General features: G+C 64.3%; 25 protein-coding genes. 19 read left to right on the top strand and 6 right to left on the bottom strand.

Features of this window, described 5'->3' with window-relative positions; translation table 11 throughout:
- Positions 1–29: 29 nt before the first annotated feature.
- From LB524_RS05540 to LB524_RS05520, 5 genes are all read left to right on the top strand, one after another.
- The gene (locus tag LB524_RS05540; RefSeq protein WP_224524268.1) at positions 30–2,831 is read left to right on the top strand and encodes a [protein-PII] uridylyltransferase; all 2,802 of its coding nucleotides are present in this window, start codon (positions 30–32) and stop codon (positions 2,829–2,831) included.
- A gap of 46 nt (positions 2,832–2,877) precedes the next feature.
- Positions 2,878–4,485 (top strand): murein biosynthesis integral membrane protein MurJ, encoded by a 1,608-nt coding sequence (murJ, locus tag LB524_RS05535; RefSeq protein ID WP_224524265.1) that lies wholly within the window; start codon positions 2,878–2,880, stop codon positions 4,483–4,485.
- Between the two features lie 173 nt (positions 4,486–4,658).
- Positions 4,659–5,726 (top strand): tryptophan--tRNA ligase, encoded by a 1,068-nt coding sequence (gene trpS, locus LB524_RS05530; RefSeq protein WP_015314174.1) that lies wholly within the window; start codon positions 4,659–4,661, stop codon positions 5,724–5,726.
- Positions 5,727–5,818: 92 nt separating this feature from the next.
- A complete protein-coding gene (locus LB524_RS05525) occupies positions 5,819–6,310 on the top strand; it encodes a universal stress protein (protein WP_010913128.1) in 492 nt (163 codons plus the stop codon).
- 278 nt (positions 6,311–6,588) lie between these two features.
- On the top strand, positions 6,589–7,158 hold the full coding sequence (locus tag LB524_RS05520; RefSeq protein WP_015314175.1) for a NifU family protein: 570 nt from the start codon (positions 6,589–6,591) through the stop codon (positions 7,156–7,158).
- 159 nt (positions 7,159–7,317) lie between these two features.
- Here the strand turns inward: LB524_RS05520 and LB524_RS05515 are convergent, their stop codons facing one another.
- Positions 7,318–7,935, bottom strand: coding sequence for a L,D-transpeptidase (locus LB524_RS05515; protein WP_224524262.1), 618 nt, complete (start codon positions 7,933–7,935; stop codon positions 7,318–7,320).
- Between the two features lie 225 nt (positions 7,936–8,160).
- Here LB524_RS05515 and cueR point away from each other — a divergent pair, with 225 nt between their 5' ends.
- The 3 genes from cueR to LB524_RS05500 all read left to right on the top strand — a co-directional run bounded on the left by cueR (position 8,161) and on the right by LB524_RS05500 (position 10,060).
- Positions 8,161–8,646, top strand: coding sequence for a Cu(I)-responsive transcriptional regulator (cueR, locus tag LB524_RS05510; protein ID WP_224524258.1), 486 nt, complete (start codon positions 8,161–8,163; stop codon positions 8,644–8,646).
- 108 nt (positions 8,647–8,754) lie between these two features.
- A complete protein-coding gene (locus LB524_RS05505) occupies positions 8,755–9,225 on the top strand; it encodes a nucleoside deaminase (protein ID WP_224524255.1) in 471 nt (156 codons plus the stop codon).
- Positions 9,226–9,559: 334 nt separating this feature from the next.
- Positions 9,560–10,060 carry an MmcB family DNA repair protein gene (locus LB524_RS05500; protein WP_015314183.1) on the top strand — a complete coding sequence of 167 codons (501 nt, stop codon included), beginning with the start codon at positions 9,560–9,562 and terminating at the stop codon, positions 10,058–10,060.
- A 47-nt stretch (positions 10,061–10,107) separates the two neighbouring features.
- Here the strand turns inward: LB524_RS05500 and nhaA are convergent, their stop codons facing one another.
- From nhaA to LB524_RS05475, 5 genes are all read right to left on the bottom strand, one after another.
- Positions 10,108–11,301, bottom strand: a complete 1,194-nt coding sequence (gene nhaA / locus LB524_RS05495) for a Na+/H+ antiporter NhaA (protein ID WP_224524253.1) — start codon at positions 11,299–11,301, stop codon at positions 10,108–10,110.
- A 230-nt stretch (positions 11,302–11,531) separates the two neighbouring features.
- Positions 11,532–12,095, bottom strand: a complete 564-nt coding sequence (locus tag LB524_RS05490) for an ActR/PrrA/RegA family redox response regulator transcription factor (protein WP_224524251.1) — start codon at positions 12,093–12,095, stop codon at positions 11,532–11,534.
- 64 nt (positions 12,096–12,159) lie between these two features.
- Entirely contained in the window at positions 12,160–13,491 is a 1,332-nt protein-coding gene (locus LB524_RS05485; protein WP_140614913.1) for an ActS/PrrB/RegB family redox-sensitive histidine kinase, read from the bottom strand.
- Positions 13,492–13,517: 26 nt separating this feature from the next.
- Positions 13,518–15,980: an ATP-dependent helicase HrpB gene (gene hrpB, locus LB524_RS05480; RefSeq protein ID WP_224524249.1), complete on the bottom strand. Its 2,463-nt coding sequence runs from the start codon at positions 15,978–15,980 to the stop codon at positions 13,518–13,520.
- A 56-nt stretch (positions 15,981–16,036) separates the two neighbouring features.
- Positions 16,037–16,927: a DMT family transporter gene (locus tag LB524_RS05475; protein WP_023772505.1), complete on the bottom strand. Its 891-nt coding sequence runs from the start codon at positions 16,925–16,927 to the stop codon at positions 16,037–16,039.
- Positions 16,928–16,952: 25 nt separating this feature from the next.
- On the opposite strand from LB524_RS05475, the gene LB524_RS05470 reads away from it, so the two are divergent.
- The 11 genes from LB524_RS05470 (at position 16,953) to LB524_RS05420 (ending at position 26,892) form a co-directional block, all read left to right on the top strand.
- Positions 16,953–17,642, top strand: coding sequence for a PIG-L deacetylase family protein (locus LB524_RS05470; RefSeq protein WP_224524243.1), 690 nt, complete (start codon positions 16,953–16,955; stop codon positions 17,640–17,642).
- A gap of 261 nt (positions 17,643–17,903) precedes the next feature.
- Positions 17,904–19,235 (top strand): ABC transporter substrate-binding protein, encoded by a 1,332-nt coding sequence (locus LB524_RS05465; RefSeq protein WP_224524241.1) that lies wholly within the window; start codon positions 17,904–17,906, stop codon positions 19,233–19,235.
- A 123-nt stretch (positions 19,236–19,358) separates the two neighbouring features.
- Complete coding sequence (locus LB524_RS05460; RefSeq protein ID WP_041163577.1) at positions 19,359–20,306, top strand: carbohydrate ABC transporter permease; 948 nt, start codon at positions 19,359–19,361, stop codon at positions 20,304–20,306.
- Positions 20,303–21,253 (top strand): carbohydrate ABC transporter permease, encoded by a 951-nt coding sequence (locus LB524_RS05455; RefSeq protein ID WP_015314192.1) that lies wholly within the window; start codon positions 20,303–20,305, stop codon positions 21,251–21,253. Before LB524_RS05460 ends, LB524_RS05455 begins: the two co-directional genes overlap by 4 nt.
- 217 nt (positions 21,254–21,470) lie before the next feature.
- A complete protein-coding gene (locus LB524_RS05450) occupies positions 21,471–21,674 on the top strand; it encodes a hypothetical protein (RefSeq protein WP_224524238.1) in 204 nt (67 codons plus the stop codon).
- Positions 21,675–21,676: 2 nt separating this feature from the next.
- Positions 21,677–22,789: an ABC transporter ATP-binding protein gene (locus LB524_RS05445; protein WP_224524235.1), complete on the top strand. Its 1,113-nt coding sequence runs from the start codon at positions 21,677–21,679 to the stop codon at positions 22,787–22,789.
- Positions 22,782–23,795, top strand: a complete 1,014-nt coding sequence (locus tag LB524_RS05440; protein ID WP_224524232.1) for an ABC transporter ATP-binding protein — start codon at positions 22,782–22,784, stop codon at positions 23,793–23,795. The genes LB524_RS05445 and LB524_RS05440 overlap by 8 nt, the downstream gene beginning before the upstream one ends.
- Before the next feature lie 68 nt (positions 23,796–23,863).
- Positions 23,864–25,507 carry a dihydroxyacetone kinase subunit DhaK gene (locus LB524_RS05435; RefSeq protein WP_224524229.1) on the top strand — a complete coding sequence of 548 codons (1,644 nt, stop codon included), beginning with the start codon at positions 23,864–23,866 and terminating at the stop codon, positions 25,505–25,507.
- 72 nt (positions 25,508–25,579) lie between these two features.
- Complete coding sequence (gene dhaL / locus LB524_RS05430) at positions 25,580–26,182, top strand: dihydroxyacetone kinase subunit DhaL (RefSeq protein WP_140821584.1); 603 nt, start codon at positions 25,580–25,582, stop codon at positions 26,180–26,182.
- The gene (dhaM, locus tag LB524_RS05425) at positions 26,179–26,568 is read left to right on the top strand and encodes a dihydroxyacetone kinase phosphoryl donor subunit DhaM (protein ID WP_015314198.1); all 390 of its coding nucleotides are present in this window, start codon (positions 26,179–26,181) and stop codon (positions 26,566–26,568) included. Before dhaL ends, dhaM begins: the two co-directional genes overlap by 4 nt.
- A 21-nt stretch (positions 26,569–26,589) precedes the next feature.
- Entirely contained in the window at positions 26,590–26,892 is a 303-nt protein-coding gene (locus LB524_RS05420; RefSeq protein ID WP_140660521.1) for an HPr family phosphocarrier protein, read from the top strand.
- Positions 26,893–26,928 lie beyond the last annotated feature (36 nt).

Here is a 26,928-nt window from a genome sequence, read left to right as displayed (position 1 = left end):
CGCCCAAAAGGCAAGGCCAACCGATATCTATGGCGAAAATCTCCCTGAAGCTCGATGAACTGATCGACGGCGAAGCCTTGCGCCGCGAGATGACCGCGCTGACCGCGGCCAGCGCCGGCGACGGTTCCAGCAAGGGCATCCGCACGGCCGTCCTTCAGCTTCTCAAGGGGCGTCTCGCGGAGGGCCGCAAGACAGCCGAGGCCATGCTGAGACAAGATGGCGGCGGCAATGCCTGCGCCGAACGGCTGTCGCACCTGATGGACGAGCTGATCCGCTCGCTCTACGATTTTGCCGCAACCCATGTCTACCGGGTGAAGAACCGATCCTCGGCCGAACGCATGGCGGTCGTTGCCGTCGGCGGCTATGGCCGCGGCACGCTGGCGCCGGGATCCGACATCGACCTTCTGTTCCTGCTGCCTTACAAGCAGACGCCATGGGGCGAACAGACGGTCGAATATATGCTCTACATGCTGTGGGACATGGGGCTGAAGGTCGGCCATGCCACCCGCAACATCGATGAGTGCCTCAGGCTGTCGCGCACCGACATCACCATCCGCACCTCGATCCTGGAAGCCCGTTTCCTGTGGGGCGAACGCAAGCTCTATGACGAGTTGATGCTGCGCTTCGATCATGAGGTGGTACGCACGACCGGCCCGGAATATGTGCAGGCCAAGCTTGCCGAACGCGACGAGCGCCATGCCAAGGCCGGCGAAAGCCGCTATCTGGTCGAGCCCAACGTCAAGGACGGCAAGGGCGGCCTGCGCGACCTGCAGACGCTGTTCTGGATCGGCAAGTATTTTTACCGGGTGCGCACCGGCGAGGAACTGGTCGAAAAAGGCGTCTTCACCGAAGCCGAGTACCGCGAGTTCCAGAAGGCCGAGGATTTCCTGTGGGCGGTGCGCTGCCACATGCACTTCCTCACCGGCAAGGCCGAGGAGCGGCTGCATTTCGACATTCAGCGCGAGATCGCCGAACGGCTCGGCTATACGACCCATCCCGGCCTGTCGGCGGTCGAACGCTTCATGAAGCACTATTTCCTCGTCGCCAAGGATGTCGGCGACCTGACCCGCATCTTCTGCGCCGCGCTGGAGGAGGAGCAGGCCAAGCATGTTCCCGGCTTCAACCGCATCTTCCTCACCTTCCAGCGCCGCAAGCGCAAGCTTGCCGGCACGTCGGACTTCATCGTCGACAACCATCGCATCAACATCGCCGACGACGGCGTCTTCGAGCGCGACCCGGTCAATCTTCTCAGGCTGTTCTGGTTTGCAGACAAGCACGGGCTGGAATTCCATCCCGATGCGCTGAAACTGCTCACCCGTTCGCTCGGCCTAGTCAACAAGTCGCTCAGGCGCGACGAGGAAGCCAACCGGCTGTTCCTCGACATATTGACCTCGGACCGCAACGCCGAGCTCAACCTGCGGCGGATGAACGAGGCGGGATTGCTGGGCCGGCTGATCCCGGATTTCGGCAAGATCGTCGCCATGATGCAGTTCTCGATGTACCACCACTACACGGTCGACGAGCACCTGATCCGCTGCATCGGCGTGCTGGCCGAGATCGAGCGCGGCGACGGCGAGAAGGTGCATCCGCTGTCGCATGCGCTGATGCCCGGGCTGAAGAAAAGCCGCGAGGCGCTCTATGTCGCCGTCCTGCTGCACGACATCGCCAAGGGCAGACCAGAGGACCATTCCGAGGCCGGCGCCAGGATCGCAAGGCGGATCTGCCCGCATATGGGACTTTCGCCGGCCGATACGGAAACTGTCGCCTGGCTGGTCGAGAACCACCTCGTCATGTCTATGACGGCGCAGACCCGCGACCTCAACGACCGCAAGACGATCGAGGACTTCGCCTCTATCGTGCAATCGGTAGAGCGGCTGAAGATGCTGTTGATCCTCACCGTCTGCGACATCAGGGGCGTCGGACCGGGCGTGTGGAACGGCTGGAAGGGCCAGTTGCTGCGTACGCTCTACTACGAGACCGAACTGCTGCTGACCGGCGGCTTTTCGGAGGTCTCGCGCGCCCAACGCACGGCGGCGGCGCGCGAACGCCTGGCCGAGGCGCTCGCCGACTGGCCCGACAAGGCGCGCAAGCGCTATGTCGGGCTGCATTATGAAAACTACCTCCTGACGGTGGACCTGCCGGACCAGCTTCGCCACGCCGAATTCATCCGCGAGGCGGACGCGGCGGGCAACAAGCTCGCCACCATGGTCAAGACCCACCAGTTCGAGGCGGTTACCGAAATCACCGTGTTGGCGCAGGACCATCCCCGTCTTCTCTCGGTGATTGCCGGGGCATGCGCCGGCGCCGGCGGCAACATCGTCGACGCGCAGATCTTCACCACGTCGGACGGCCGCGCGCTGGACACGATCCTGATCTCGAGGGAATTCGACCGCGACGAGGACGAACGCCGGCGCGCCGAGCGTGTCGGCCGGCTGATCGAGGACGTGCTGTCGGGCAAGAGCTGGCTGCCGGAGATGATCGAGAAGCGCACCAAGCCAAGGCGCGGATCCAAGGTCTTCAAGATCCCGCCACGCGCCGAAATCCGCAACGCGCTATCGAACCGGTTTTCGGTGATCGAGGTCGAGGGGCTCGACCGCCCCGGCCTGCTGTCGGAAATCACCGGAACACTGTCCGACCTGTCGCTCGACATCGCATCGGCGCATATCACCACCTTCGGCGAGAAGGTCATCGACACTTTCTATGTCACCGACCTGACCGGCCAGAAGATCGACAACCCGGCCCGCATCGCCACCATCCGCAACCGGCTGATTGCGACGCTCGAGGGTGTAGCGCTCGAACGCGGCGGCAAGGCCAAGGCAGCCGCCGAGTGACGGCAATCATCCCCTTCTTCCGATCCCACAAGCAGTTTGCGAACGCATGAGTCTCGTCAAGAAATTCGCTACCGTCGCGTCCGGCACTCTGATGAGCCGTGCGCTCGGTTTCGGCCGCGAGATGCTGATGGCGGCCGCACTCGGCACCGGACCGGTCGCGGACGCCTTCAATGCCGCCTTCCAGTTCCCCAACACCTTTCGCCGGCTGTTCGCCGAGGGCGCGTTCAATGCCGCCTTCGTGCCGCTGTTCGCCAAGGAGATCGAGACGCACGGCACCGATGGCGCCAAGCGTTTTTCCGAAGAGGTGTTCGGGGTGCTGTTCACCGCGCTCCTGGCGCTGACCATCGCCATGGAACTGGCGATGCCGCTGATCGTGCGCTACCTGGTGGCGCCGGGCTTTGCCGACACGCCGGGCAAGTTCGAGACGACCGTCACGCTTGCGACGATCATGTTCCCTTATCTGATCTGCATGTCGCTCGCCGCCATGATGGCGGGCATGCTGAACTCCTTGCGGCGCTATTTCGCCGCGGCAATCGCGCCGGCGTTCCTCAACATCATCCTCATCAGCGTGCTTGGCTATGCCTGGTACCACGGACTGGATGCACACGCTGTCGGCTTCGGCCTGTCCTGGGGCGTGCTGGCGGCCGGCGTCGTGCAGCTCGCCATCGTCTGGGTGGCGGTGCGCAATGCGGGCATCTCGATCGGCTTCCGCCGGCCTCGGATGACGCCGAACGTGAAGCGGCTCCTGATCCTGGCGCTGCCGGCGGCGATCACCGGTGGCATCACCCAGATCAACCAGCTGATCGGAACGGCCATCGCCTCGGCGCAGGACAGTGCCGTGTCCTCGCTGGCTTATGCCGACCGCGTCTACCAGTTGCCGCTCGGTGTCGTCGGTGTCGCGGTGGCGATCGTGCTGTTGCCCGAACTGTCGCGGGCGCTGAAGTCAGGCAATCTGATCGAGGCAGCCAATCTGCAGAACCGCTCCGTCGAATTCACCCTGTTCATGACCTTGCCGGCGGCGGCGGCGCTCTGGGTGATGGCGGAACCGATCGTGCGGCTGGTCTATGAGCGCGGCGCGTTCGCCGCCAACCATTCGACGCCTGTCGTGGCGGCGATCCTGGCGATCTTCGGTCTCGGCCTGCCGGCCTTCGTGCTGATCAAGGCCTTCACCCCAGGCTATTTCGCCCGCGAGGATACGCGCACGCCGATGATCTTCGCCGCAATCTCCGTGGCGGTGAACGTCGCCACCGCGCTGACGCTGTTCCCGAGGATGGGTGCACCCGGCATCGCCGTGGCCTCCGCCGTCGCCGGCTGGGTCAACGCGCTGATGCTGCTTGCCGTGCTGATCCGGCGCGGCCATTGGGGCCGCGACGTGCCGCTGTTGAGGCGCATCCCACGGCTGGTGCTGTCGGCGGTGGTCATGGGTGTCGCCCTCTATTTCGCCGAACATTGGCTGGCGACAAGGATCGGCCCCGGCTCGCCGCTGGTCGTCAAGGCGACGACGGTGCTGGCACTGGTGGCCGGAGGGGCGCTGCTCTATTTCATCACCGCTTTCGCCACCGGCGGCGCCGATTTCGGCATGATCCGGCGAAATGTCGGGCGCCGGGGAACAGAAGCCGGCCCGTCCGTGGCAAAATCAGAACTCGACGAATAGATCGGCCGGCCATCCCGCCTGGCCGGTCTTGATCCCGCCGACGCTCTCGTCCATAAGCGCGCCGTCGCAAGACTTTCGCCGCGCGCGGTTTCCAGCCGCATGATTGGCTCCGAAAAGTCTGCAACTTTTCGGAATCACGCCTATACGGCCCTCCACAAGCCATGAGGAAAACCATGTCCGCCTTCAAGCCACTCGTCTTCTCCGGTGTCCAGCCGACCGGCAATCTGCATCTCGGCAACTATCTCGGCGCCATCAAGAAATTCGTCGCCCTGCAGGATACGTCCGACTGCATCTATTGCGTCGTCGACCTGCATTCGCTGACCGCCCAGCTTGTCCATGACGACCTTGCCGACCAGACGCGGTCGATCACCGCGGCCTTCCTCGCCTCCGGCATCGACCCGAAGAAGCACATCGTCTTCAACCAGTCGCGGGTGATGCAGCACGCGGAGCTCGCCTGGATCTTCAATTGCGTGGCGCGCATCGGCTGGATGAACAAGATGACGCAGTTCAAGGACAAGGCCGGCAAGGACCGCGAGAACGCCTCGCTGGGCTTGCTTGCCTATCCCTCGCTGATGGCGGCCGACATCCTGCTTTATCGCGCCACCCACGTGCCGGTGGGCGAGGACCAGAAGCAGCACCTGGAACTGACACGCGACATCGCGCAGAAATTCAACAACGATTTCTCCGACCGCATCGCCGGTCTTGGGGTCGGCGTCGAGATGAGGATAGGCGAGGAGACGGTGAACGGCTATTTCCCGCTGACCGAGCCGGTCATCGGTGGGCCGGCAGCGCGCATCATGTCGCTGCGTGACGGCTCCAAGAAGATGTCGAAGTCGGACCCGTCGGACCTGTCGCGCATCAACCTGACCGACGATGCCGACGCCATCTCGAAGAAGATCCGCAAGGCCAAGACCGACCCGGAGGCCTTGCCGAGCGAGGTCGACGGGCTGGAAAGCCGGCCCGAGGCGGAGAACCTGGTCGGCATCTATGCCGGTCTCGCCGAGATGTCGAAGGCCGATGTGCTTAAGGAATTCGGCGGCCAGCAGTTCTCTGTGTTCAAGCCGGCGCTGGCCGATCTCGCGGTGGAGAGGCTGGCGCCGATCGCCACCGAGATGCGCCGCATCCAGGGCGACCGCGCCTATGTCGACGCCGTGCTGCGGGATGGCGGCGAACGCGCCGGCGTGCTCGCCGAAACGACGATGAAGACGGTGCGCGACATTATCGGGCTGCTGCAGGGCTGATCGCGGCGCACAACATTGGCACAAGGCCGGCGGCTTGCCGCCGGTCAGCGGCGGTGGCAGATTGCGGCCGAAAAGACACCGAGTAGATAGACATGGTCTCCAAACGCCTCAGCCGCGAAGCCGGTCACCGCAGGAAATTCCTGACGATCATCGACGACACGCCGGAATGCGAGCGCGCCGTCGCCTACGCCTCCAAGCGGGCGCAGAGCACCAGCGGCACGCTGGTGCTGCTCTATGTCATCGTACCGGACGACTTCCAGCACTGGCTGGGCGTCGAGAAAATCATGCGCGAGGAGGCGAACGCCACGGCGCGGGCGGCGCTGGACGGCTACGCCAACAAGGTGCGGCAGAAGCTCGGCATCGAACCAGAGATGGTGGTGCGCGAAGGCAAGCCGACGGAAGAGATCCACAAGCTGATCGAGGAAGACCAGGACATCGCCATCCTCGTGCTGGCGGCCGGCGCCGGCAAGGAAGGTCCAGGACCGCTGGTCGGTGCCGTGGCAGGCAAAGGTGCTGCCTTTCCGATCCCGGTGACCGTGGTGCCGCAGAATTTGTCGGATGAGGAGATCGACAGCCTCGCCTGAAGTGTATCGACATTCGGGTGATGCCGGCCTGCAAATGGCGGCTTCCGGTGCTTCCGGTGCTCACGTGCTTAAGTACGCTCCGCTCCGGTTCTCGGAAACCATCATTTTCGATTCGGCCTGACCCGAATCTCGACACACTTCACAGTGCTTGGCATGGGTCGCAAAAACATTCCGCCAGCCAGCCATTCCGGCGATGCGTTTCGCTTGAATGTCCCGCCGATAGAGCCTATTTAGAACTATTCCAAACTAGTTGCCCAAAACCGGGCATGGAGACGGCCATGTTCATCCAGACCGAGTCGACGCCCAATCCGGCGACGCTGAAATTCCTGCCCGGCAAGGAAGTGCTCCTAGAAGGCACCGCCGATTTCCGCGATGCCGACAGTGCGGCCATTGCCTCGCCGCTGGCTGGGCGGCTGTTCGAAATTCCCGGCGTCACCGGCGTGTTCTTCGGCTACGATTTCATCACCGTGTCCAAGGACGGCCCGGACTGGCAGCACCTGAAGCCGGCGATCCTCGGTGCGATCATGGAGCATTTCATGTCCGGTGCGCCTGTCATGGCCAAGGCCGGCCCCGCCGCCGAGACCAGCCAGACCGGCGAATTCTACGACAAGGCCGACGAGGAACTCGTCATCACCATCAAGGAGTTGCTCGACACGCGCGTGCGCCCAGCGGTGGCGCAGGACGGCGGCGACATCACCTTCCGCGGCTTCGAGAACGGCACCGTGTTCCTGCACATGAAAGGCGCCTGCGCCGGTTGCCCGTCTTCGACGGCGACGCTGAAGCACGGCATCCAGAACCTGCTTCGCCATTTCGTGCCGGAAGTGCAGCAGGTCGAGCAGGTCTCTTAGACGGCAATTTCCTACCCACGGACAACAAAAAACCGGGCCGAATTGCCCGGTTTTCTGTTTGGGACGTCCGTTGTTGCCTAGACGGTCCGCGTATGAAAGGCGACTTCCAGTTTAACCACGATCTGCCGGAAAAGCGGACAGGCTTTCCGGGATCATGGTCTAAAGAACGATGACCTTGGCGCCGACCTCGGCGCGATTGTAGAGGTCGATGACGTCCTGGTTCATCAGCCGGATGCAACCCGACGACATGGCCTTGCCGATCGAGTTCCATTCCGGGCTGCCGTGAAGGCGGTAGCCCATGTCACCGCCCTTGTTGAACAGGTACATAGCGCGCGCGCCGAGCGGGTTCTTCAGGCCCGGATCCATGCCGCCGGCGAACTTGGCGAGTTCGGGCTGGCGCTTGATCATCTGCGAAGGCGGCGTCCAGGTCGGCCATTCGCGCTTGATGGCGATATGGGCGGTGCCGTGCCATTCGAAGCCCTCGCGGCCGACGCCGATACCGTAGCGGATTGCCCGGCCATCGCCCTCGATGAAGTACAGGAACTTGTTCTGCGTATCGACGATGATGGTGCCGGGCTTTTCCTTGGAGTCGTAACTCACTTCCTGGCGATGGTACTTCGAGGGCACCTTCTCGATCGGGATACGTGGCAGCTGGTAACCGGCATCGGTCACCGCGCCATAGTCGTTGGAGAACATCTGCCCGCCGATGGTGCTGCAACCGGCAATAGCAGTGGACAGCGCCAATGCGGCGATTATTGCAAGCGACTTCATGCGCATGTGGTGATCCGGTGCCCCGCCCAAACTAGAGCGGCACGAGTCGGCCGCTTTCTCGCCATCATTCATGCTGGCATTTGCTTTGCTTGCCAAGCACACGATGCCTATATGCGGGGACTTACGTGCTGGTATGCGTATCACTATGGCATTTCGGCAACATACTTCACCGGATTGTGAAGGAAATTCAATGGGCCTGAATCGCAGGCCCGCGAAACTCGAGGATCCGTCATGAATGTCGGCGACGCCGCTCACCGCTCAGGCCTGCCGGCCAAGACCATCCGCTACTATGAGGAGATCGGCCTGATCGCGCCCGCGCGCGCCGCCAATGGCTATCGCGATTATACGAGTGACGATATCCACCGGCTGGCCTTCCTGCGCCGCGCGCGCAATCTCGGCTTTTCGATAGACGATTGTCGCCAGCTGATGGCGCTCTACAAGGATCGCGGTCGCGCCAGCCACGACGTGCGCGCAATCGCCGCCGCCCACGTCACCGCCATCGAGGAGAAGGTGCGCGAGCTGCAATCGATGCGCTCGACGCTGCAGAAGCTCGTTCACGCCTGCCATGGCGACGAGCGGCCGGACTGCCCGATTTTGGATGACATGGCGGGGGCGGCGTTGGCCGGCGGCAAACCCAACCGCGCGAGCGATAGACTACCTGTTGAAGAGGGTGGCCTGGGCGAAGGCGGCGTTAGCCGCCTTGCCACGCGCTCGTGAAGCCGCCAGCTTTGGTTCGTGTGGTATATTGCGCGCTCTGATATGAGCGTAGGGTAAAAGCACTGCCGCTGGTCGCCGGCCGGTGACCCCAATGACCGGAGAGAGCGCATGACCCGCGACCAGATGGTCACCCACCTTCGCGCCGCCGATGCGGTCGCCCGCGAGGCCGCCGCGCACGGCCACCATCCGTTCGGCGCGGTGCTGGTCGGCCCCGACGACGCAATCCTCATGCGCCAAGGCAATATCGACACCGTGCATCACGCCGAGACCGAACTTGCGCGGCGCGCGGCGGCAGCCTATCCGTCGAAGTTTCTCTGGACATGCACGCTGGTCTCGACCGGCGAGCCCTGCGCGATGTGCACCGGAACGCTCTACTGGGCGAATATCGGCCAGCTGGTCTATGGCTTCGAGGAGACCGAGCTTCTCGCGCTGACAGGCGACCATCCCGAAAATCCGACGATGAGTCTGTCCGCGCGAATTGTGCTCGGCTCTGGGCAGAAGAAGATCGAGGTCCACGGCCCCTTCCCCGAAATTGAGGATGAACTTGTATCGGTGCACCGGGGGTTCTGGCAGCGGTAATGGTTCCCCACGTCCCGCGAAAGGTCAGAAAGAGCGAACCGAACACAGGCGCAATGTGGCCACTGCTACGTGGACTCGAGCGGAAACGCCGCCCTTCGTTCGAATGACGCCAACCGGTCAACCCTGCGATATCCTGGTCAAAGCTGACGGCGAACTCCCAAATCCCCAAATTTGCCGCCACCAGTCAGGCTCGGCGGTTTTGCCCGTATTGATGTCCCCCCAAACCGCCGAGCCGCCCCGGTCAGCCGGCAAACTCCCTCCAGGTCTGTCAAATACATAATCGCCGTTAAAAACCGGGTTCAAACCGTGAACAAACTCTGGCATGGTGCCTGCCATGCCAATCATCTCGCCGATTCTCCTGAACCCTCTGATCGACGGTCGCCAGTCCGAGCGCGCCATGCTGGTGCGGCGGGGTGTGCAGCGGTTGCTGATGCAGATGGGCGCGCATGTGCTGCCCGAGTTGTCGTTGGCCACCGGCCGGCGCGCCGATCTCGTGGCGCTGACGCGGCAGGGCGATATCTGGATCATCGAGATCAAATCCTCGATCGAGGATTTTCGCGTCGACCGCAAATGGCCTGATTACCGGCTGCATTCCGATCGCTTTTTTTTCGCCACACATCCCGGCGTGCCGGCCGAAATCTTTCCCGAGGAATGCGGCTTCATTCTCTCCGACGGCTATGGCGCCGAGATTTTACGAGATGCGCCCGAGCACCGCATGGCGGCGGCGACGCGCAAGGCGCTGATGCTGCGCATCGCGCGCGCCGGCGCGGCGCGGCTGCTGGCGGCGGAACTGGCGGGTGTCGCGGTGCCGGTGCTGGAGGGGGAGAGCGAGTAATCGCGGCCCTGAAATTGACGCCCGCCAGATGCTCCAGCCCGGAACGGCTACTCCGTCTCTTCCTCGCCACCCACGGCCGGGGCCATCAGCAGCACCGCGGCACCAAGAAGCGCGGCGATGAAGGAACCGGCAAGGATGCCGACCTTGACCGCGTCCTGCAGCGCCACGTCGTTGGCGAAGGCGAGCAGGCCGATGAACAGGCTCATGGTGAAGCCGATGCCGCACAGGAGCGAAATGCCGATCATGTGCGACCAGCCGGCGTTGGCCGGCAGGTCGGCGAGGCCGAAGCGGATGGCGAGCGCGGAGGAGCCGAAGACGCCGACCAGCTTGCCGACGACGAGACCGGCTGCGACGCCCAGCGTGAGCGGCTCGATCAGGGCGCTAAAACTCAGGCCGGTGAGCGAAACGCCGGCATTGGCAAAGCCGAAGATGGGGATGACGATAAACGCCACCAGCTTGTGCAGGCCGTGCTCGAGCCGGTGCAGCGGCGAATGGTCAAGGTCGTGGCCGATGCCGGCCGAGCGTTCGAGCGGAATGGTCAGCGCAAGTGCCACGCCGGCCAGCGTGGCATGGACGCCGGACTTCAGCACCAGTACCCACAGGATGGCGCCAAGCACGAGATAGGGCACAAGGTTCATCACCCGCATACGGTTGAGCAGGACGAGCACGGCAATCACGGCGAAGGCCGCGCCGAGATAGGCCAGCGACAGGCTGCTGGTGTAGAATATGGCGATGATGATGACGGCGCCGAGGTCGTCGATGATGGCAAGCGCGGTCAGGAAGACCTTCAGCGAGGCCGGCACGCGGCTGCCGAGCAGCGACAGGACGCCGAGCGCGAAGGCGATGTCGGTGGCGGTCGGGATCGCCCAGCCGGACAGTGCGGCCGAATTGTTGCTGTTGATGGCGACATAGACCAGCGCCGGCACCACCATGCCGCCGGTCGCCGCGATGCCGGGCAGCACCCGGCGCGGCCAGGTCGAGAGCTGGCCGTCCAGCATCTCGCGCTTGATCTCCAGCCCGACGAGCAGGAAGAACACCGCCATCAGCCCGTCATTGACCCAGTGCGAGACGCTGAGCGGGCCGAGATAGGCGTGGAGAACCGAGAAGTAGGTCCCGGCGAGCGGCGAATTGGCGACGATCAGGGCAAGGGCGGCGGCCACCATCAGGATGATGCCGCCGGCCGCCTCGCTGTCGAGGAACTCGCGGAAGACGGAAACCGGCCGTCGCTTCAAATCCTGCATGTCGCCTCCGTCATGCCGCCTGCCGGCGTGCGTCATTTGCAATGATGCGCAAAGTCCGGCCGCCGGGCAAGCATGGGACCCTTTTCAGCGCCTCGGAGACTGTTTCGAATTCGCTCTGACTGGTCATATGGTGGTTGAGAACCGCAGCGCAGCGGACATTCGTCCGTGAGCAAGGGAAGCGCAGAAAACGCCGCCAGATGGCCGCCAGAGCAGAATTTCCAAACAGTCTCTCAGCGCGGCGCGCGCTTGGCCAGGATCCGCTGCAGCGTGCGGCGATGCATGTTGAGCCGGCGTGCGGTCTCTGAAACGTTGCGCTCGCACATTTCGTAGACGCGCTGGATATGCTCCCAGCGCACGCGGTCGGCCGACATCGGGTTTTCCGGCGGCGCGGCGCGCTCGCCGGTGGTGCGGGTCAATGCCGCAAAGATATCGTCGGCGTCGGCGGGTTTCGACAGATAGTCGACGGCGCCGAGCTTCACCGCCGTCACCGCGGTGGCTATGTTGCCGTAACCGGTCAGGATGATGGTGCGGGAGTCCTCACGCTTCTCGCGGATGGCGGCGACGACATCGAGGCCGTTGCCGTCGCCCAGCCGCATGTCGACCACCGCATAGGCGGGCGGATTGGCGCGCGCCTTGCCCACGGCCTCCTCGACGCTCTCCGCCGTCTCGACCACGAAACCTCTGGTTTCCATGGCACGGGCCAGACGGGTCAGGAACGGCTTGTCGTCATCGACGATCAGAAGCGAGGTGTCCTCGCCTTCAACCATAGGCCCACTGTTCTCATCGCCTGTCATCGTCTCGAAAATTCCTGCTGCCTTATTTTTACGCAGATATAGTTTTGCGGGGCCATTGTCCAATTTACGCAGTGTCAAACATGGTGGCTGGGGCCGATTCCGGGTTCAGGAAGACGCTTCTCGGCCACGAAATCCGCACCACGGCCCCTTCGCCGAGGCCGCTCGAATTGCGAAAGTCGAGCGTGGCGCCCGAACGTTCGAGCAATGTCTTGGCGATAAACAGGCCGAGCCCGAGGCCGCCTCCGGCTTCCGTGCCCTGGCGTGTCGACATGTAGGGTTCACCGATGCGGTCGATGATCTCGGGCGGGAAACCCGGGCCGTCATCGGTGATCGAGAAGGAGACCGTCGCCTCGTCCCAGCTCCAGCGCACGGTGACGCTCTTGCGGGCGAAATCGACCGCGTTCTCGACCAGATTGCCGAGACCATAGATGACGCCGGGATTGCGGCGCCCGACCGGCTCCGGCCCGGTCCGCTCGCCAGGGCGAAGCTTGATCGAGATGCCGAAGTCGCGATGCGGCGCCGTCACCTCCTCGACCAGCGAGGTCAGTGGCAGGCGGGACAGATGTGCCTCGCCCTCCGACGACAGGCTGGTCAGGCGCTTGAGGATTTCACGGCAACGCTCGCTCTGAGAGCGCAGCAGCTTCACGTCTTCCCCGTATTTCGGATCGCTGCCGAGCGCCTTTTCCATCTCCTTGGCGACGAGCGTGATCGTGGCGAGCGGGGTGCCGAGTTCGTGCGCCGCCGCCGCCGCCAGCCCGTCGAGCGCGGAAAGGTGCTGCTCGCGCTGCAGCACCAGTTCCGTGGCGGCGAGCGCGTTGGCCAATAGCCGCGCTTCGGCGGCCACCCGGAAGGCGTACATGGCGGTGAAGGCAATGGAGGACAGCACCGCCATCCACATGCCGGCGACATAGATGAAGGGCATCACCAGGGGCGCGCCTTCGTACCAGGGCAGCGGGAGATGGCGAAAGACCAGCAAGGTCGCCGCGATCATCACCAGCCCGCCGAGGATGGCGGTGAGGCGAAGGGGCAGCGACGTCGCCGAAATGACGACGGGTACGGTCATCAGCAGCGAGAACGGATTGGTCAGGCCGCCGGTCATGTAGAGCAGGCCGGCAAGCTGCAGGCTGTCGAAGACCAGGATGCCGAAGGCGGCGAACGGGGTGAGCCGGTGCGCGGCCGGAAAGCGAAAGGCCAGAAACAGGTTCATCCAGGCCGAACAGGCGATGAGGGCAAAACACAGACTGACCGGCAGCGGAAACTTCAGGCCGTAGGCGACGACGAGCACGGTCACGCTCTGGCCGACAATGGCCAGCCAGCGCAGCCGGATCAGCGTGTTGAGGCGCAGTCGCTGGCTTTGCTGGAAGTCGGGCGTGTTCAGGATGTTGATCATGGCCATGGATTACAGCCGCAAACCAGCAAAGGCTAGGTCCCGCGCGGCTTGGCGCGGGCGGTGGCGGCGGCGAGCAATGGGTTTTCCGGCCAGACATGCTTGGGATAGCGGCCGCGCATGTCGGCGCGCACATCGGTCCAGGAGCCGCGCCAGAAGCCAGGCAGGTCTCGCGTCGTCTGGATCGGCCGGTGCGCCGGCGACAACAGTTCAAGCGTCAAGGGGACGGTGCCGTTGGCGATCGACGGATGGCGGTCGAGGCCGAACAATTCTTGCACGCGCACCGCCAGAACCGGCCATTCGCCGTCATAGCGGATCGGCACATGGCTGCCCGACGGGGCATCGAAATGAGTCGGCGCCAGTGCTTCGATCTTGCGTTGCAGGTCATGTGGCACGAGCGACGCCAGCCCGGCCGCGACAGTTCCGGGATCGATGGCGGCCAGGGAGGCCGCACCGGACAGAAAAGGCAGCAGCCAGTCGTCGAGGCGCGCGATGAGCGCTTCATCCGACATGTCGGGCCAGGGCTCGCCCAAGCCCTTGTGCAGCCAGGACAGCCGGTGGCGCAGCGTCTGCGCCTCCTTGCTCCAGGTCAGAAGGGAAAGCCCATGCTCGCGCAGGGCCTCGATGATGGCGCGGTCGGCGTCGGCGCCGGCCGGCGGCGGCAACATGCGTTCGGCGAGCGTGATGGCGTCAAGCCGCACGGTTTCGCGCACCCGCACGGCGCGCCTGTCGCGATCGAAACTCGTCTGCCGGCGCGTTTCGATCCTGCCGCCAAGTGCTGCCCGGATGTCCTCCTCACTGCTTGCCGCAGCCGCCGTAATGCGGGCATTCTGCGCCTTGCCTTGCACGTCCGCGACGACCAGAAACGGCTCGCCCGCCAGCGGGTCGCCGGCGTCGAGCATGGCGCCGGAACCATTGGCCAGCACGAAACGGCCGCGCTCGCCGCGCGCCTTGGCGACGCGGTCCGGCCAGGCGTGGATGAGCAGGGTTCCGGCTGGAACAGCTCCGTTGGTCTTCGCACCGCCTACCTGCCTGGCCAGGCGCTCGGCAAGCTGGCGCGCCGACGTGGCACGCGGCGATCTTTCCGCGCGAAAGCGCATCAATCGCCGTTCGAGGTCGGCACCGTCACCGCCAAGGCCACGCTCGGTCAGCAGCACGGCAAGCATGGCCGCCTCACCACCATGACCGCTGCTGGCCGCCTCGGCGACCATATGCGCCAGCCGCACCGGCAGAGCGAGCTTGCGCATCGCAGCGCCCGCGTCCGTCAACCGCCCTGCCTCATCAATCGCATCGAGCGCGCGCAACAGCGCCCGTGCTTCATTGAGCGCGGGAGCCGGCGGCGGATCGAGGAAAGCAAGACTGGCTGGATCAGCGACACCGAAGGCGGCGCAGTCGAGCAGCAGGCCCGACAGGTCCGCCTCAAGGATTTCCGGGGGGGTGAAGGCGGGAAGTGCGGCCGTCTGCTCTGCACGCCACAGCCGGATGGCGACGCCGGCCTGCGTGCGGCCGGCGCGGCCGGCGCGCTGGTCGGCTGAGGCCTTGCTGACACGCACGGTTTCCAATCTGGTCAGTCCGCTGGCCGGCTCATAGCGCGGCAGCCGCGACAGGCCGGAATCGATGACGACGCGCACGCCGTCGATGGTGATGGAGGTCTCGGCGATGGAGGTCGCCAGCACCACCTTGCGGCGGCCCGTCGGTGCCGGCTTGATCGCCGCGTCCTGCGCCTTGCCGTCGAGCAGGCCATAGAGCGGGACGATATCGGTGGCGGCGCCGACCTTGCCGGCCAGCCGCTCGGCGGTGCGCTCGATCTCGCGCTGGCCGGGCAAGAAGGCAAGCACGCTGCCGCTCTCCTCGGCAAGGGCGGCGCGGATCGCCTTGGCCATGGCGTCCTCGATCGGCACACCGGCCGGCCGCTCGTCGTATCTGACATCGACGGGAAAGGCGCGGCCCTCGCTTTCGATCACCGGCGCGCCCGACAGGAGTTTCGCGACCCGTGCGCCGTCGAGCGTTGCCGACATCACCAGCAGACGCAGATCCGGCCGCAGCGCGCCTTGCACATCGAGGGCGAGAGCGAGACCGAAATCGCCGTCGAGCGAGCGCTCGTGGAATTCGTCGAAAATGACGGCCGAAACGCCGGGCAGTTCAGGGTCGTCGAGGATCATGCGCGCCAGCACGCCCTCGGTGACGACCAGGATTTTCGTCCGCGCCGAGGTGCGGTTTTCCATGCGCATGGCGTAGCCGATGGTGGCGCCGGGCTCTTCCCCCAGCAACTCGGCCATGCGGCGCGCGGCGGCGCGGGCGGCGAGCCGTCGCGGTTCGAGCAAGACGATCTTGCTCGTGCCCAGCCAGGGCGCATCGAGCAGCGCCAACGGCACCAGCGTGGTCTTGCCAGCGCCGGGCGGCGCGACCAGCACGGCGCTGTTGCCAGAGCCGAGCGCCTCTCTCAGCGCCGGCAGCACGGCGGATACCGGAAGTTCCGGCAAGGGTTTGGTCGTCATTACGCCCGCATATCAGCGGTCGCGGGCGCCGTGCAACTTTATCGCACCAGGCCTGGTTAGAGCCGTGCGCGGGAAAACGGATTCCAGCGCACCGTGCCCAGCCGCACTTCCTCGCGCACCATGGTCAGCAGGCCCGATCCGCCGACGACGGCGAGGCCGACAAGCGACAGCCAGTCCGGATATTCCCGGAAGAACAGCGCGCCGAGGATGACCGCCCAGACGATCTGCGAATAATGCGTCGGCGCAATCCGGTTGGCCGGAGCGTATTTGGCGGCCAGCAACTGCAGCAATTGTCCACAGGCGGTGAAGGCGCCCGCCATCACCAGCCATGCCAGCTGTTTTCCATCCGGGACGGTGAAGGAGGTCGCGGCGGCACCGATGCCGTTGAACAGCAGCCCATAGCCGATCAGCACGCCGAGCATGGTCGTGCGTTTTTCCTGCTGCGCCAGCGACCGCATCAGGATGACGTTGGTGGCGGCGAGGAAAGCGATGGTGAAAGCAGCAAGGTGACCAAGGTGCAGCTCGCGAAAGCCCGGCCTGACAACCAGCATGACGCCGGCAAAGCCGGCGACCACCGCCAGCCAGCGCCAGGGCCCGACCTTTTCCTTGAGGATCACGGTGGACAGAATGGTGACGCAGAGCGGCGCCAGAAAGATGAGCGCATAGGTCTCGGCCAGCGGAATGGTGGTGAAAGCATAGACGCTGAGCACGCCCGACGCGATGCCGGCCCAGGCCCGCGCCTGCACCGCCCAGGGACGTTTGGCGCGCCAGAAATCACGCCAGCGCTCGTTGGCCGGCCGGCTGAAGAAGAGGAAGCAGCCGGCAAACAATGTCGAGAAGAAGCCGATCTCGAACACCGTGAATTGGCCGCCCAGGCTCTTGATAACGGCATCGCTGCCCGAATAGCTTGCATAGGCGATCAGGGCGAGCAGGATTCCGTTCGGCACGTTTTTCATTTCCGGGGAGAGAGAGTTGAAAATACTGGCACTCGGTGCTCATCCAGACGACATCGAGATCTTCATGTTCGGTACGATGGCCGCCTATGCCGCGCAAGGCGCAGAACTCACTTTTGCCGTGGCTACCGATGGTGCCAGGGGCGGCAAGAGCGATCCCGCTTTTCTGGCTCGTTTCCGGCGCGAGGAGGCAATGGCCGCGGCCGCGCTGCTCGGGGCGGCAGCCCGCTTCCTCGACTTTCCCGATGGCGGGCTGGTGGCCGACGCCGCGCTGATCGATGCACTGAAAACACTGATCAGCGAGATCGGGCCGGACCTGGCGATCACGCACGCGCCCAACGACTATCATGCCGACCACCGCGCGCTGTCGGACGGCGTGCGCATCGCTGCTTCGTTCGGGGTTCCGGTGCTGCATGCCGATACGATGGGCGGCACCGGATTCTCGCCGACGCACTATGTCGATATTTCCGCCCATGCCGACATCAAGGCCAAGGCGATCCGCATGCACCAGTCGCAGGACCCGGACCGCTTCGTTGACATTGCACTGACGCAAAACCTTTTTCGCTCGGGCCAATGCAACGGCGCGCAAGGTTCGCTGGCCGAAGCCTTCCGCTTCGAGCCGACGTTTCCCTTCGGCGACATCCGCGCGCTGCTGCCGCCGGCGCCACCGATCCGGACGGTGATGGTGAGCACCAAGCGGGTCGACTGAACCCGCGGACGATCGGCCAGGGGTATCCCGTTCCGCGCTCGTCCGCCTGATGCGGCGCTTTTCTCAACTTTTCAGAGACCGGCTTCAGCATGTTGCGGCGCAGCAACGAATTCGCTTGCCTTGTTTAGTAAAAATTGCATCACTAAACAAATTACTAAACATCCGCGGCGCGACGACGCCGCCATGTTTGGGCCTCTGAGGAGAGAGGTTGAGGGATCTTGAGACCGTCATCCGGACGTGTTTCGCAAATGGGAGGAAGGCATGAAATCGAGCTTGAAACTGGCGTTGGGACTGACCTCGGCGATCGCAGCGTCGACAGCTATCTCGAGCGCCGCGCACGCTGAAGACCTGACGCTGTGCTGGGCCGCCTGGGACCCGGCCAACGCGCTGGTCGAACTGTCCAAGGATTTCACCAAGGAAACCGGCATCGGCATGAAATTCGAGTTCGTGCCGTGGACCAACTACGCCGACCGTTTCCTCAATGAGCTGAACTCGCACGGCAAGCTCTGCGACCTGATCATCGGCGACAGCCAGTGGATCGGCGGTGCCGCCGAGAACGGCCATTACGTCAAGCTGAACGACTTCTTCGACAAGGAGAAGATCAGCATGGACGACTTCGTGCCGGCGACCGTCGTCGGCTATTCGGAATGGCCGAAGAACACGCCCAACTACTGGGCGCTGCCGGCCATGGGCGACGTCGTCGGCTGGACCTACCGCAAGGACTGGTTCTCCAAGCCCGAACTGCAGAAGGAATTCAAGGAGAAGTATGGCTGGGACCTCGGCCCGCCGGCCACTTTCGACCAGTTGAAGCAGATCGCCGAATTCTTCCAGAAGCGGCAGGTCGACGGCAAGACGGTCTATGGCGCCTCGATCTACACCGAGCGCGGCTCGGAAGGCATCACCATGGGCGCCATGGACGTGCTCTACAGCTATGGCTTCCAATACGAGAACCCGAAGAAGCCCTACGAGATGGAAGGTTTCGTCAATTCGCCAGACGCCGTCAAGGGCCTGGAATTCTACAAGGCGCTCTACGATTGCTGCACCCCTCCGGGCGCCTCGAACAGCTACATGGGCGAAGGCGTCGATGCCTTCAAATCCGGCCAGGTGGCGATGCACATGAACTTCGCCTTCACATGGCCGGGCCTGCAGAAGGACGAGAATGTCGGCGGCGACAAGATCGGCTATTTCGTCAATCCCAAGGGTCCCGGCGGCGCCCAGTTCGCCCAGCTCGGCGGCCAGGGTATTTCGGTGGTCTCCTATTCCGACAAGCAGGAATCGGCGCTGAAATACATCAAGTGGTTCGCCAACAAGGACGTCCAGGCCAAATGGTGGTCGCTCGGCGGTTATTCCTGCCTCAACGCGGTGGTCAAGGACCCGAAATTCCCGGCCAGCCAGCCCTATGCGCAAACCTTCCTCGACTCGATGGCGATCGTGAAGGACTTCTGGGCCGAGCCGAGCTACGCACCACTGCTGCAAGCCTCGCAGAAGCGCTTCCATGACTATGTCGTCGCCGGCCAGGGTTCGGCCAAGGATGCTCTCGACGGCCTGGTCAAGGACTGGACGCAGGTCTTCCAGGACGACGGCAAGATGTAGCCGCGACAACCGCAAGGCTCCTCCCGAGCCATGACGCCGCGTCCCGTGCCGCCCTTGGCACGGGACGCGGTTCAGATAAATTCCATGACAGAGACGAACGAAGTGACCGAAGCAGGACTGACCATGCTCAATCGGACCGCGGAGACCGTTGCCCGGGCGACCCCGGAACCGTTGGCCCGCAAGGTCCGGGGCATCAGCGACAAGGGCCTCGCCTGGCTGTTCATCTCGCCGACGATCCTGTTGCTGCTCGCCATCAACATCTTCCCGCTGTTCTGGGCGATCTACCTGTCGTTCACCAATTTTCGTGCCAACCGCCCGAACGAGGTGGTGAAGAACCTCGGCTTCGCCAATTACCAGCGCATCCTTGGCGACCAGGACATCTGGATCGCCATGCAGACGACGGCGCATTTCGTGTTCTGGACCATCCTGTTGCAGACGCTGATCGGCTTCACGCTGGCCTGGCTGATCGACCGCAAGTTTCGCGGCCACGCTTTCTGGACGACGCTGATCCTGGTGCCGATGATGCTGTCGCCGGCGGTGGTCGGTAATTTCTGGCGCTTCCTCTACGAGCCGCAGATCGGCCTGTTTTCCTATGTCATCTCGTTCGTGTCGGGCATTCCGCCGACAAGCATCCAGATGCTTTCCAACGTCTCGCTGGCGCCGTGGTCGATCATCATCGTCGATACCTGGATGTGGACGCCCTACGTGATGCTGATCTGCCTCGCGGGCCTGCGCTCGATCCCCGAATATATTTATGAAGCGGCCGAGGTCGACCGCGCCTCCAACTGGCGGCAGTTCTGGTCGATCACGCTGCCGATGGCGCTGCCCTTCATCATGCTGGCGGTGCTGTTTCGCGGCATCGAGAACTTCAAGATGTTCGACATGGTCAACCTGCTCACCGGCGGCGGGCCGGGCTCGACCACCGAAGTCGCCTCGATCACGCTGAAACGGCAGGCATTCGAGAGCTGGCGTACCGGCTATTCCTCTGCCTTCGCCATCATCCTGTTCGTCGCGGTGTTCGGTCTCGCCAACATCTACGTCAAGGCGCTCAACAAGGTGAAGCAGAGATGAGCCTGACCACAGCCCATTCGGTCGTCGCGCCCTCGTCGAATTCGAAGCGCATCGCCGGCGCCATCATCATCGCCTACGCGCTGATCTCGATCGTGCCGCTCCTGTGGATCTTCGCCACCAGCTTCAAGACGCCGCCGGATTCGATCGCCTATCCGCCCAAGATCGTGTTCCAGCCGAGCATCGAGGGCTACTGCAACCTGTTCACGACGCGCACCAGGCAGACGCCTGAATATATCAACTCGCTCGGACCGGCGACGGGCTTCTGCGACGAGACCGTGCGCAAGCGCAACATGGTGATCGCCGGACCATCCAACTTCCTGCCGCGCTTCATCAATTCGCTGATCATCGCCTTCGGCTCGACCTTCTGCGCCGTCTTTCTCGGCACATTGTCGGCCTACGGCTTCTCGCGCTTCAAGGTGCCGCTCGCCGACGACCTTCTGTTCTTCATCCTGTCGACACGCTTCATGCCGCCGATCGCGGTCGCCATTCCCATCTACCTGATGTACCGCGAGCTTGGCCTGTCGGACACCGCCCTCGGCATGATCCTGCTCTACACGGCGGTCAACGTGTCGCTGGCGGTGTGGCTGCTCAAAGGCTTCATCGACGAGATCCCGCGCGAATATGAGGAGGCGGCGATGATCGACGGCTACACGCGACTGCAGGCCTTCTGGCGCACCGTGCTGCCGCAGGCGACCACCGGCATTGCCGCGACGGCCATTTTCTGCCTGATCTTCGCCTGGAACGAATACGCCTTCGCCGCCCTGCTGACTTCCGGCACGGCACAAACAGCGCCGCCCTTCATCCCGACCATCATAGGCGAAGGCGGCCAGGACTGGCCGGCCGTGGCGGCCGGCACGACGATCTTCCTGGTACCGATCCTGGTCTTCACCATCCTGCTCCGCAAGCAATTGCTGCGCGGCATCACCTTCGGTGCGGTGCGCAAATGATTAGTGTGGGAGTAAGTCGACCCCCACTCCGTCGAGCTTCGCTCGACACCTCTCTCCCGATCGGCGGGGTAGAGGAAGGGCGCGAACTTGATTCAGCCAGGCTCCCTTCCTCTCCCTCCGGAGGGGAGAGAGGTGGCGCTGCGGAGCAGCGACGGAGTGGGGGAACCACCGGGCAACCATCTCTCCCTTTGAACGGGGAAAAGGGAGGAAGCTACGCATGACGCGCCCCGCCATCTCCAGGAAATCGCGCTGGCCCCGCTGGGCCAGGCGCGGGCTGATGGAAAACATTGCCACGGCGCTGATCGCCATCGGCTTCCTGATGCTGTTCCAGCCCTTCGCGCTGTCGCTCTATACCTACTCCTTCATCACCATGCTCGCCGGCACCGTGATGTTCATCATCGTCTCGAAGTTCCCGGAATAATCATGGCCGAAATTCGCGTCCAACATCTGAGAAAGGCCTTCGGCGATTTCGTCGCCGTCCAGGATTCCAACTTCCTCGTCGAGGACGGCGAGTTCTTCGTCATGCTCGGGCCATCGGGCTGCGGCAAGACGACGACACTGAGAATGATCGCCGGGCTCGAACTGCCGACCGGCGGCCAGATCCTCCTCGGCGGCGACGACGTCACCATGCTCAGGGCCCGCGAGCGCGACATCGCCTTCGTCTTCCAGCTGTTCGCGCTCTATCCGCACATGAATGTGCGCAAGAACATCGGCTTCCCACTCTTGGCGCAAGGCATGCCCTCGGCCGAGCTCCGCACCCGCGTCGAGGAAACGGCGAAGCTTCTGCGCATCGACCATCTGCTCAACAAATCCGTATCCGGCCTTGCCGGCGGCGACCGCCAGCGCGTCGCGCTCGGCCGCGCCATCGTGAGGCGGCCGAAATGCTTCCTGATGGACGAGCCGCTCGGAACGCTCGACACCGAATTCCGCGATCTGATGGTGCATGAGCTGCGCGAACTGCACAACCGCATCCACGCGACGACCGTGTACGTCACGCATGACCAGATGGAAGCGATGTCGATGGCCGACAAGATCGCGGTGATGAACCACGGCGTCATCGAGCAGTTCGGCACGCCCCGCGAGATCTACGACCGCCCCGCTACCATGTTCGTGGCCGACTTCATCGGCTCGCCGCCGATGAATTTTTTGAAATTTGGCGGTGGACTCACAAAAGGCGCGAAGGAGGTGGTCGTCCAGGGGGCGACAGTGGCAGTGCCAGAGGTGCGCGAGGACGTAGCACCTGCCGACATGGCGCTCGGCATTCGCCCCGAACACATCCGCTTCGACGATACATCCAAGCTGCGCGGCGCCATCTACGGCACCGAATATCTCGGCACCACCCAGATCGTCGCGGTGGAAACGGCGGACGGCATCATCAAGGCGCGGGTGCCGGCCGAAATCCGGCTCAATGCTGGCGACCATGTCGGCCTGACACTGAACGGCGCGCGGCTGTCGCTGTTCGAAAAAGGCTCCGGGCGCGCGGTGAGAACGGCGATCCACGACACCGCCTCTCAGGGGAGAGCGCAGCATGGCTGACGTGCACATCAAAGGCGTGACCAAAAGCTTCGGCGACCATGTCGCCGTCAGCGGGCTCGACCTGCATATAGCGGACGGCGAATTCGTCGTGCTCTTGGGGCCGACCGGCGCCGGCAAGACGACCACACTGCGGCTGATTGCAGGGCTGGAACGGCCGGATGCAGGCACGATCGAGATCGGTGGCCACAATGCCACGACCCTGTCACCGGCCGAGCGCGACACAGCCTTCGTCTTCCAGCAATATTCGCTCTATCCGCATCTGTCGGTGTTCGACAACCTCGCCTTCCCACTGCGCTCGCCGGCGCGGAAAATACCGGAAGACCAAATCCGCCGCCGGGTCGAGGAGGTCGCGAAGATGGTGCGCATCCATCACAAGCTTGCCAACCGTTCGACCAAATTGTCGGGCGGCGAAATGCAGCGTGTCGCCATCGGCCGCGCGCTGGTGCGCAAGCCTTCCATCTACCTGATGGACGAGCCGCTGTCGTCGCTCGACGCCAAGCTGCGCGCGGATCTCAGGCTCGAATTGAAGCGCATCCAGTCCGAGCTCGGTGCCACCATGCTCTACGTCACGCACGACCAGATCGAGGCGATGACCATGGCCGATCGCATCGGCATCCTCGCCGACGGCGTGCTGGTGCAGATCGGTTCACCACGAACCATTTATTCGGAACCGGCAAATCTGCATGTCGCTGCAAGGCTCGGCCAGCCGGCGATCAATCTTTTACCGACGGGGCTACTTCCCGATGGCGGCGCGCCGGCCGGCACCAGGACAATCGGCGCGCGCACCGAGCACCTGGCGATCGAGAAGGCCGTGAATGGCCATGCTGATGGCGTCGTCGACTGGGTCGAGCATCTCGGCGACCAGAACCATCTGCACGTGACGGTGGGGCCGAAGAAACTGGTGACGCTGACCGATCCCGACACCGATCTGGCGCAAGGCGACGAGGTGGTGATCCGCTACCGCTCGCCGCTCTGTTTCGGCGCCGACGGACAACGATTGATGTGAGCGGCTTCGGCGCCCCCGCCAAGGGGACGCCGGCTTCCGATTGAGATTGCGAATACGGGACGAATTCGATGAAGCACTTTTTCAACCGCAGGGAAACGATCGTCACCGAGGCCCTGGACGGCCTGTTGCGCACCATTGGCTCAGGCGACCTCGCGCGCCTCGACGGGTATCCCGAGATCAAGGTCGTGCTGCGCGCCGATTGGGACAAGTCCAAGGTTGCCGTCGTCTCCGGCGGCGGCGCCGGGCACGAGCCGTCGCATGCCGGCTTCGTCGGCAAAGGCATGCTGACGGCGGCGGTTTCGGGCGAGATCTTCGCCTCGCCGAGCGTCGAAGCGGTGCTGGCGGCCATTCGCGCGGTCACCGGACCGGCCGGTTGCCTGCTGATCGTCAAGAACTACACCGGCGACCGGCTCAATTTCGGCCTCGCTGCCGAGAAGGCGCGCGCCGAAGGTTTTGCCGTCGAGATGGTGATCGTCGCCGACGACATCGCGCTGCCCGACATCACCCAGCCGCGCGGCGTTGCCGGCACATTATTCGTGCACAAGATATCAGGCCATCTGTCGGAAGCCGGCAAGGACCTGGTATCCGTCGCGGCGGCCGCGCGTGCGGCGGCAAAGGATATCATCTCGCTCGGAATGTCGTTGTCGTCCTGCTCCATTCCCGGCCAGCCGCACGAGGACAGGTTTGGCGAAAACGATGGCGAGCTCGGCCTCGGCATCCACGGTGAGCCGGGCGTCGAGCGCATCGCGGTGCAGAGTGCCGACAAGCTGGTGGCTGTCATGGCGGAGCGCCTCGCGGGGCGGCTCGACGCGAAGGCCGGCCATGCCTTGCTGATCAACAATCTCGGCTCCGTGCCGCCGCTCGAAATGTCGCTGGTTGCCAATGCGGTGCTTGCCTCACCGCTGGCAAAGACAGTGAAGTTCACAACCGGTCCCGGACCGTTGATGACGGCACTCAACATGAACGGGTTCTCGCTGTCGCTGATCCGGCTCGATGCGGCACGCGAGGCCGCCTTGCTGGCGCCAGTCGGCCCGCACGCCTGGATGCCGGCCAAGCCGCTCGTTGCGCCCGCTGTCGTACCGATAGCGAAAGCAGCCGGACAATGCGCGGCACACAGGGCCAGCCAGGATGCCGGCACCAGGCGCTTGATCGTCACGGTCTGCGAGAAGCTGATTTCGCTCGAAGCGGCATTGAACGGACTGGACGCCAAGGCGGGCGACGGCGACACCGGCTCGACGGTGGCGACCGGCGCACGAAGCATTCTTGATCGGCTCGACACGCTGCCGCTTGCCGACCCCGCGGCGACCCTAGGTGCAGTGGGCGACATATTGAGCGCATCGATGGGCGGCTCCAGCGGAGTGCTGCTGTCGATCTTTTTCACGGCGGCGGGACGGGCCTTGGACGGTGGCGCCGGTGTGCCCAAGGCCCTGCTCGCCGGGCTTGAACGCATGACCTTCTACGGTGGCGCCAAACCCGGCGATCGCACCATGATCGATGCGCTGGAACCGGCCTTGAAGGCCCTCGACGGCAAGGGCCTTGGCGACGCGGCGGCGGCAGCCCGGCGCGGTGCGGAAGCCACCGCGGCCATGGAGAAGGCAAAAGCCGGGCGATCTGCCTATGTCGGTGCCGGATTGCAGGGCGTGGTCGATCCCGGTGCTCATGCCGTGTCAGAGGTGTTCGCGGCCGCCGCCACACTGCTTGTCACGGCCTGAAGCATGCACCAGTTGTCGAACGACCGTTCTTTCGCTACTGCCGGCAAGGTGCAAACCGGGAATTCGGGCGACATGACGGCGCTGGACCTTTCGAGGCTAATCGCGGCCGCCGCGGATGCGATTGCCGCGCACGCCGAGGAATTGACGGCGCTCGACCAGGCGATCGGCGACGGCGACCACGGGCTGAACATGAAGCGCGGCTTCGACGCCGTACGGGCCGAGGCGGACGTGTTCGCCGCGAAGCCGCTGCCGGACGCCCTGAAGGCAATTGGCACCAAGCTGGTGATGACGGTGGGCGGCGCTTCCGGCCCGCTGTTCGGCACGCTGTTCATGGCGCTCGGCAAGGAGATTTCGGCGGAACCCGACCGCGCCAATCTGACGGCTGCCTTCCGCAAGGCGATCGAAGCGGTGGCCGCGCGCGGCAAGTCGCAGGTAGGGCAAAAAACCATGCTCGATGTGCTGCGGCCGGTGCATGACGCCTTGGCCGGGGAAAGGACGGCGGCTGAAATAGCCGACGTCGCCGACGCTGCCGCCGACGCGACGGTGCCTATGAAGGCACTGCGCGGCCGCGCCTCGTTCCTCGGAGACCGCTCGATCGGCCATATGGATGCCGGCGCGCGCTCGACCGCGCTGCTGGTGCGCACGCTGGCGCAAATCATTGGGGGCAAGGCATGAGCAATGTCGGGATCGTGATCGTCTCGCATTCGCCGCTGGTCGCGGAGGGCACGGCCGACATGGTACGCCAAATGGTCGGCGACGAGGTGCCGCTTGCGTGGTGCGGCGGAAACGGCCATGGCGGGCTCGGCACCAATGTCGAGGCGATCATGGGCGCCATCGACAAGGCCTGGTCGGACGCCGGCGTCGCCATTCTTGTCGATCTCGGCGGCGCCGAGACCAATTCGGAAATGGCGGTGGAATTGATCGGCGAACCGCGTGCGCACAAAATCATCGTCTGCAACGCGCCGATCGTCGAGGGCGCGGTGATGGCGGCGACCGAGGCATCCGGCGGCGCCTCGCTCCGGGAAGTGGTGGCGACGGCGCACGAATTGTCGCCGTCGTGAGCGAACGGGATTTTTGAACACATGTCCGCAACCGCCGAAGCGACCATCCTGATCACGCACGATGTGGGCCTGCATGCGCGTCCTTCGGTGAAGTTCACCAAGCTGGCCAAGAGCTTTGCCGCCGAGGTGGAGATTGCACTCGCCGCCAACGGCCCATGGTTCGATGCAAAAAGCATCGTCAAGGTGATGGCGGCCAAGGCGCCGAAGGGCACGGTGCTGCACATCAGGGCCAACGGCGATGGTGCCGATGATGCTATCCGCGCGCTGGTCGAACTGGTGCAGCGCGATTTCGACGAGGACGCCGGCCATGTCCGCTCGGCTTGAGGCCGATCCGCGCCTGCGCTCACCCGCTGGGAACGC

Source organism: Mesorhizobium sp. ESP6-5 (assembly GCF_020164695.1).
GTDB classification, from domain to species: Bacteria; Pseudomonadota; Alphaproteobacteria; order Rhizobiales; family Rhizobiaceae; genus Mesorhizobium; species Mesorhizobium australicum.
Note: the sequence above shows the minus strand (reverse complement) of the source record. Positions and strands in the feature narration are given on the sequence as shown.

What these genes read in the sequence shown, in the direction of transcription:
- LB524_RS05540 (WP_224524268.1), top strand. Translation starts at nt 30, where the DNA reads ATGGCGAAAATCTCCCTGAAGCTCGATGAACTGATCGACGGCGAAGCC.
- murJ (WP_224524265.1), top strand. Translation starts at nt 2,878, where the DNA reads ATGAGTCTCGTCAAGAAATTCGCTACCGTCGCGTCCGGCACTCTGATG.
- trpS (WP_015314174.1), top strand. Translation starts at nt 4,659, where the DNA reads ATGTCCGCCTTCAAGCCACTCGTCTTCTCCGGTGTCCAGCCGACCGGC.
- LB524_RS05525 (WP_010913128.1), top strand. Translation starts at nt 5,819, where the DNA reads ATGGTCTCCAAACGCCTCAGCCGCGAAGCCGGTCACCGCAGGAAATTC.
- LB524_RS05520 (WP_015314175.1), top strand. Translation starts at nt 6,589, where the DNA reads ATGTTCATCCAGACCGAGTCGACGCCCAATCCGGCGACGCTGAAATTC.
- LB524_RS05515 (WP_224524262.1), bottom strand. Translation starts at nt 7,935, where the DNA reads ATGCGCATGAAGTCGCTTGCAATAATCGCCGCATTGGCGCTGTCCACT.
- cueR (WP_224524258.1), top strand. Translation starts at nt 8,161, where the DNA reads ATGAATGTCGGCGACGCCGCTCACCGCTCAGGCCTGCCGGCCAAGACC.
- LB524_RS05505 (WP_224524255.1), top strand. Translation starts at nt 8,755, where the DNA reads ATGACCCGCGACCAGATGGTCACCCACCTTCGCGCCGCCGATGCGGTC.
- LB524_RS05500 (WP_015314183.1), top strand. Translation starts at nt 9,560, where the DNA reads ATGCCAATCATCTCGCCGATTCTCCTGAACCCTCTGATCGACGGTCGC.
- nhaA (WP_224524253.1), bottom strand. Translation starts at nt 11,301, where the DNA reads ATGCAGGATTTGAAGCGACGGCCGGTTTCCGTCTTCCGCGAGTTCCTC.
- LB524_RS05490 (WP_224524251.1), bottom strand. Translation starts at nt 12,095, where the DNA reads ATGACAGGCGATGAGAACAGTGGGCCTATGGTTGAAGGCGAGGACACC.
- LB524_RS05485 (WP_140614913.1), bottom strand. Translation starts at nt 13,491, where the DNA reads ATGGCCATGATCAACATCCTGAACACGCCCGACTTCCAGCAAAGCCAG.
- hrpB (WP_224524249.1), bottom strand. Translation starts at nt 15,980, where the DNA reads ATGACGACCAAACCCTTGCCGGAACTTCCGGTATCCGCCGTGCTGCCG.
- LB524_RS05465 (WP_224524241.1), top strand. Translation starts at nt 17,904, where the DNA reads ATGAAATCGAGCTTGAAACTGGCGTTGGGACTGACCTCGGCGATCGCA.
- LB524_RS05460 (WP_041163577.1), top strand. Translation starts at nt 19,359, where the DNA reads ATGCTCAATCGGACCGCGGAGACCGTTGCCCGGGCGACCCCGGAACCG.
- LB524_RS05455 (WP_015314192.1), top strand. Translation starts at nt 20,303, where the DNA reads ATGAGCCTGACCACAGCCCATTCGGTCGTCGCGCCCTCGTCGAATTCG.
- LB524_RS05450 (WP_224524238.1), top strand. Translation starts at nt 21,471, where the DNA reads ATGACGCGCCCCGCCATCTCCAGGAAATCGCGCTGGCCCCGCTGGGCC.
- LB524_RS05445 (WP_224524235.1), top strand. Translation starts at nt 21,677, where the DNA reads ATGGCCGAAATTCGCGTCCAACATCTGAGAAAGGCCTTCGGCGATTTC.
- LB524_RS05440 (WP_224524232.1), top strand. Translation starts at nt 22,782, where the DNA reads ATGGCTGACGTGCACATCAAAGGCGTGACCAAAAGCTTCGGCGACCAT.
- LB524_RS05435 (WP_224524229.1), top strand. Translation starts at nt 23,864, where the DNA reads ATGAAGCACTTTTTCAACCGCAGGGAAACGATCGTCACCGAGGCCCTG.
- dhaL (WP_140821584.1), top strand. Translation starts at nt 25,580, where the DNA reads ATGACGGCGCTGGACCTTTCGAGGCTAATCGCGGCCGCCGCGGATGCG.
- dhaM (WP_015314198.1), top strand. Translation starts at nt 26,179, where the DNA reads ATGAGCAATGTCGGGATCGTGATCGTCTCGCATTCGCCGCTGGTCGCG.
- LB524_RS05420 (WP_140660521.1), top strand. Translation starts at nt 26,590, where the DNA reads ATGTCCGCAACCGCCGAAGCGACCATCCTGATCACGCACGATGTGGGC.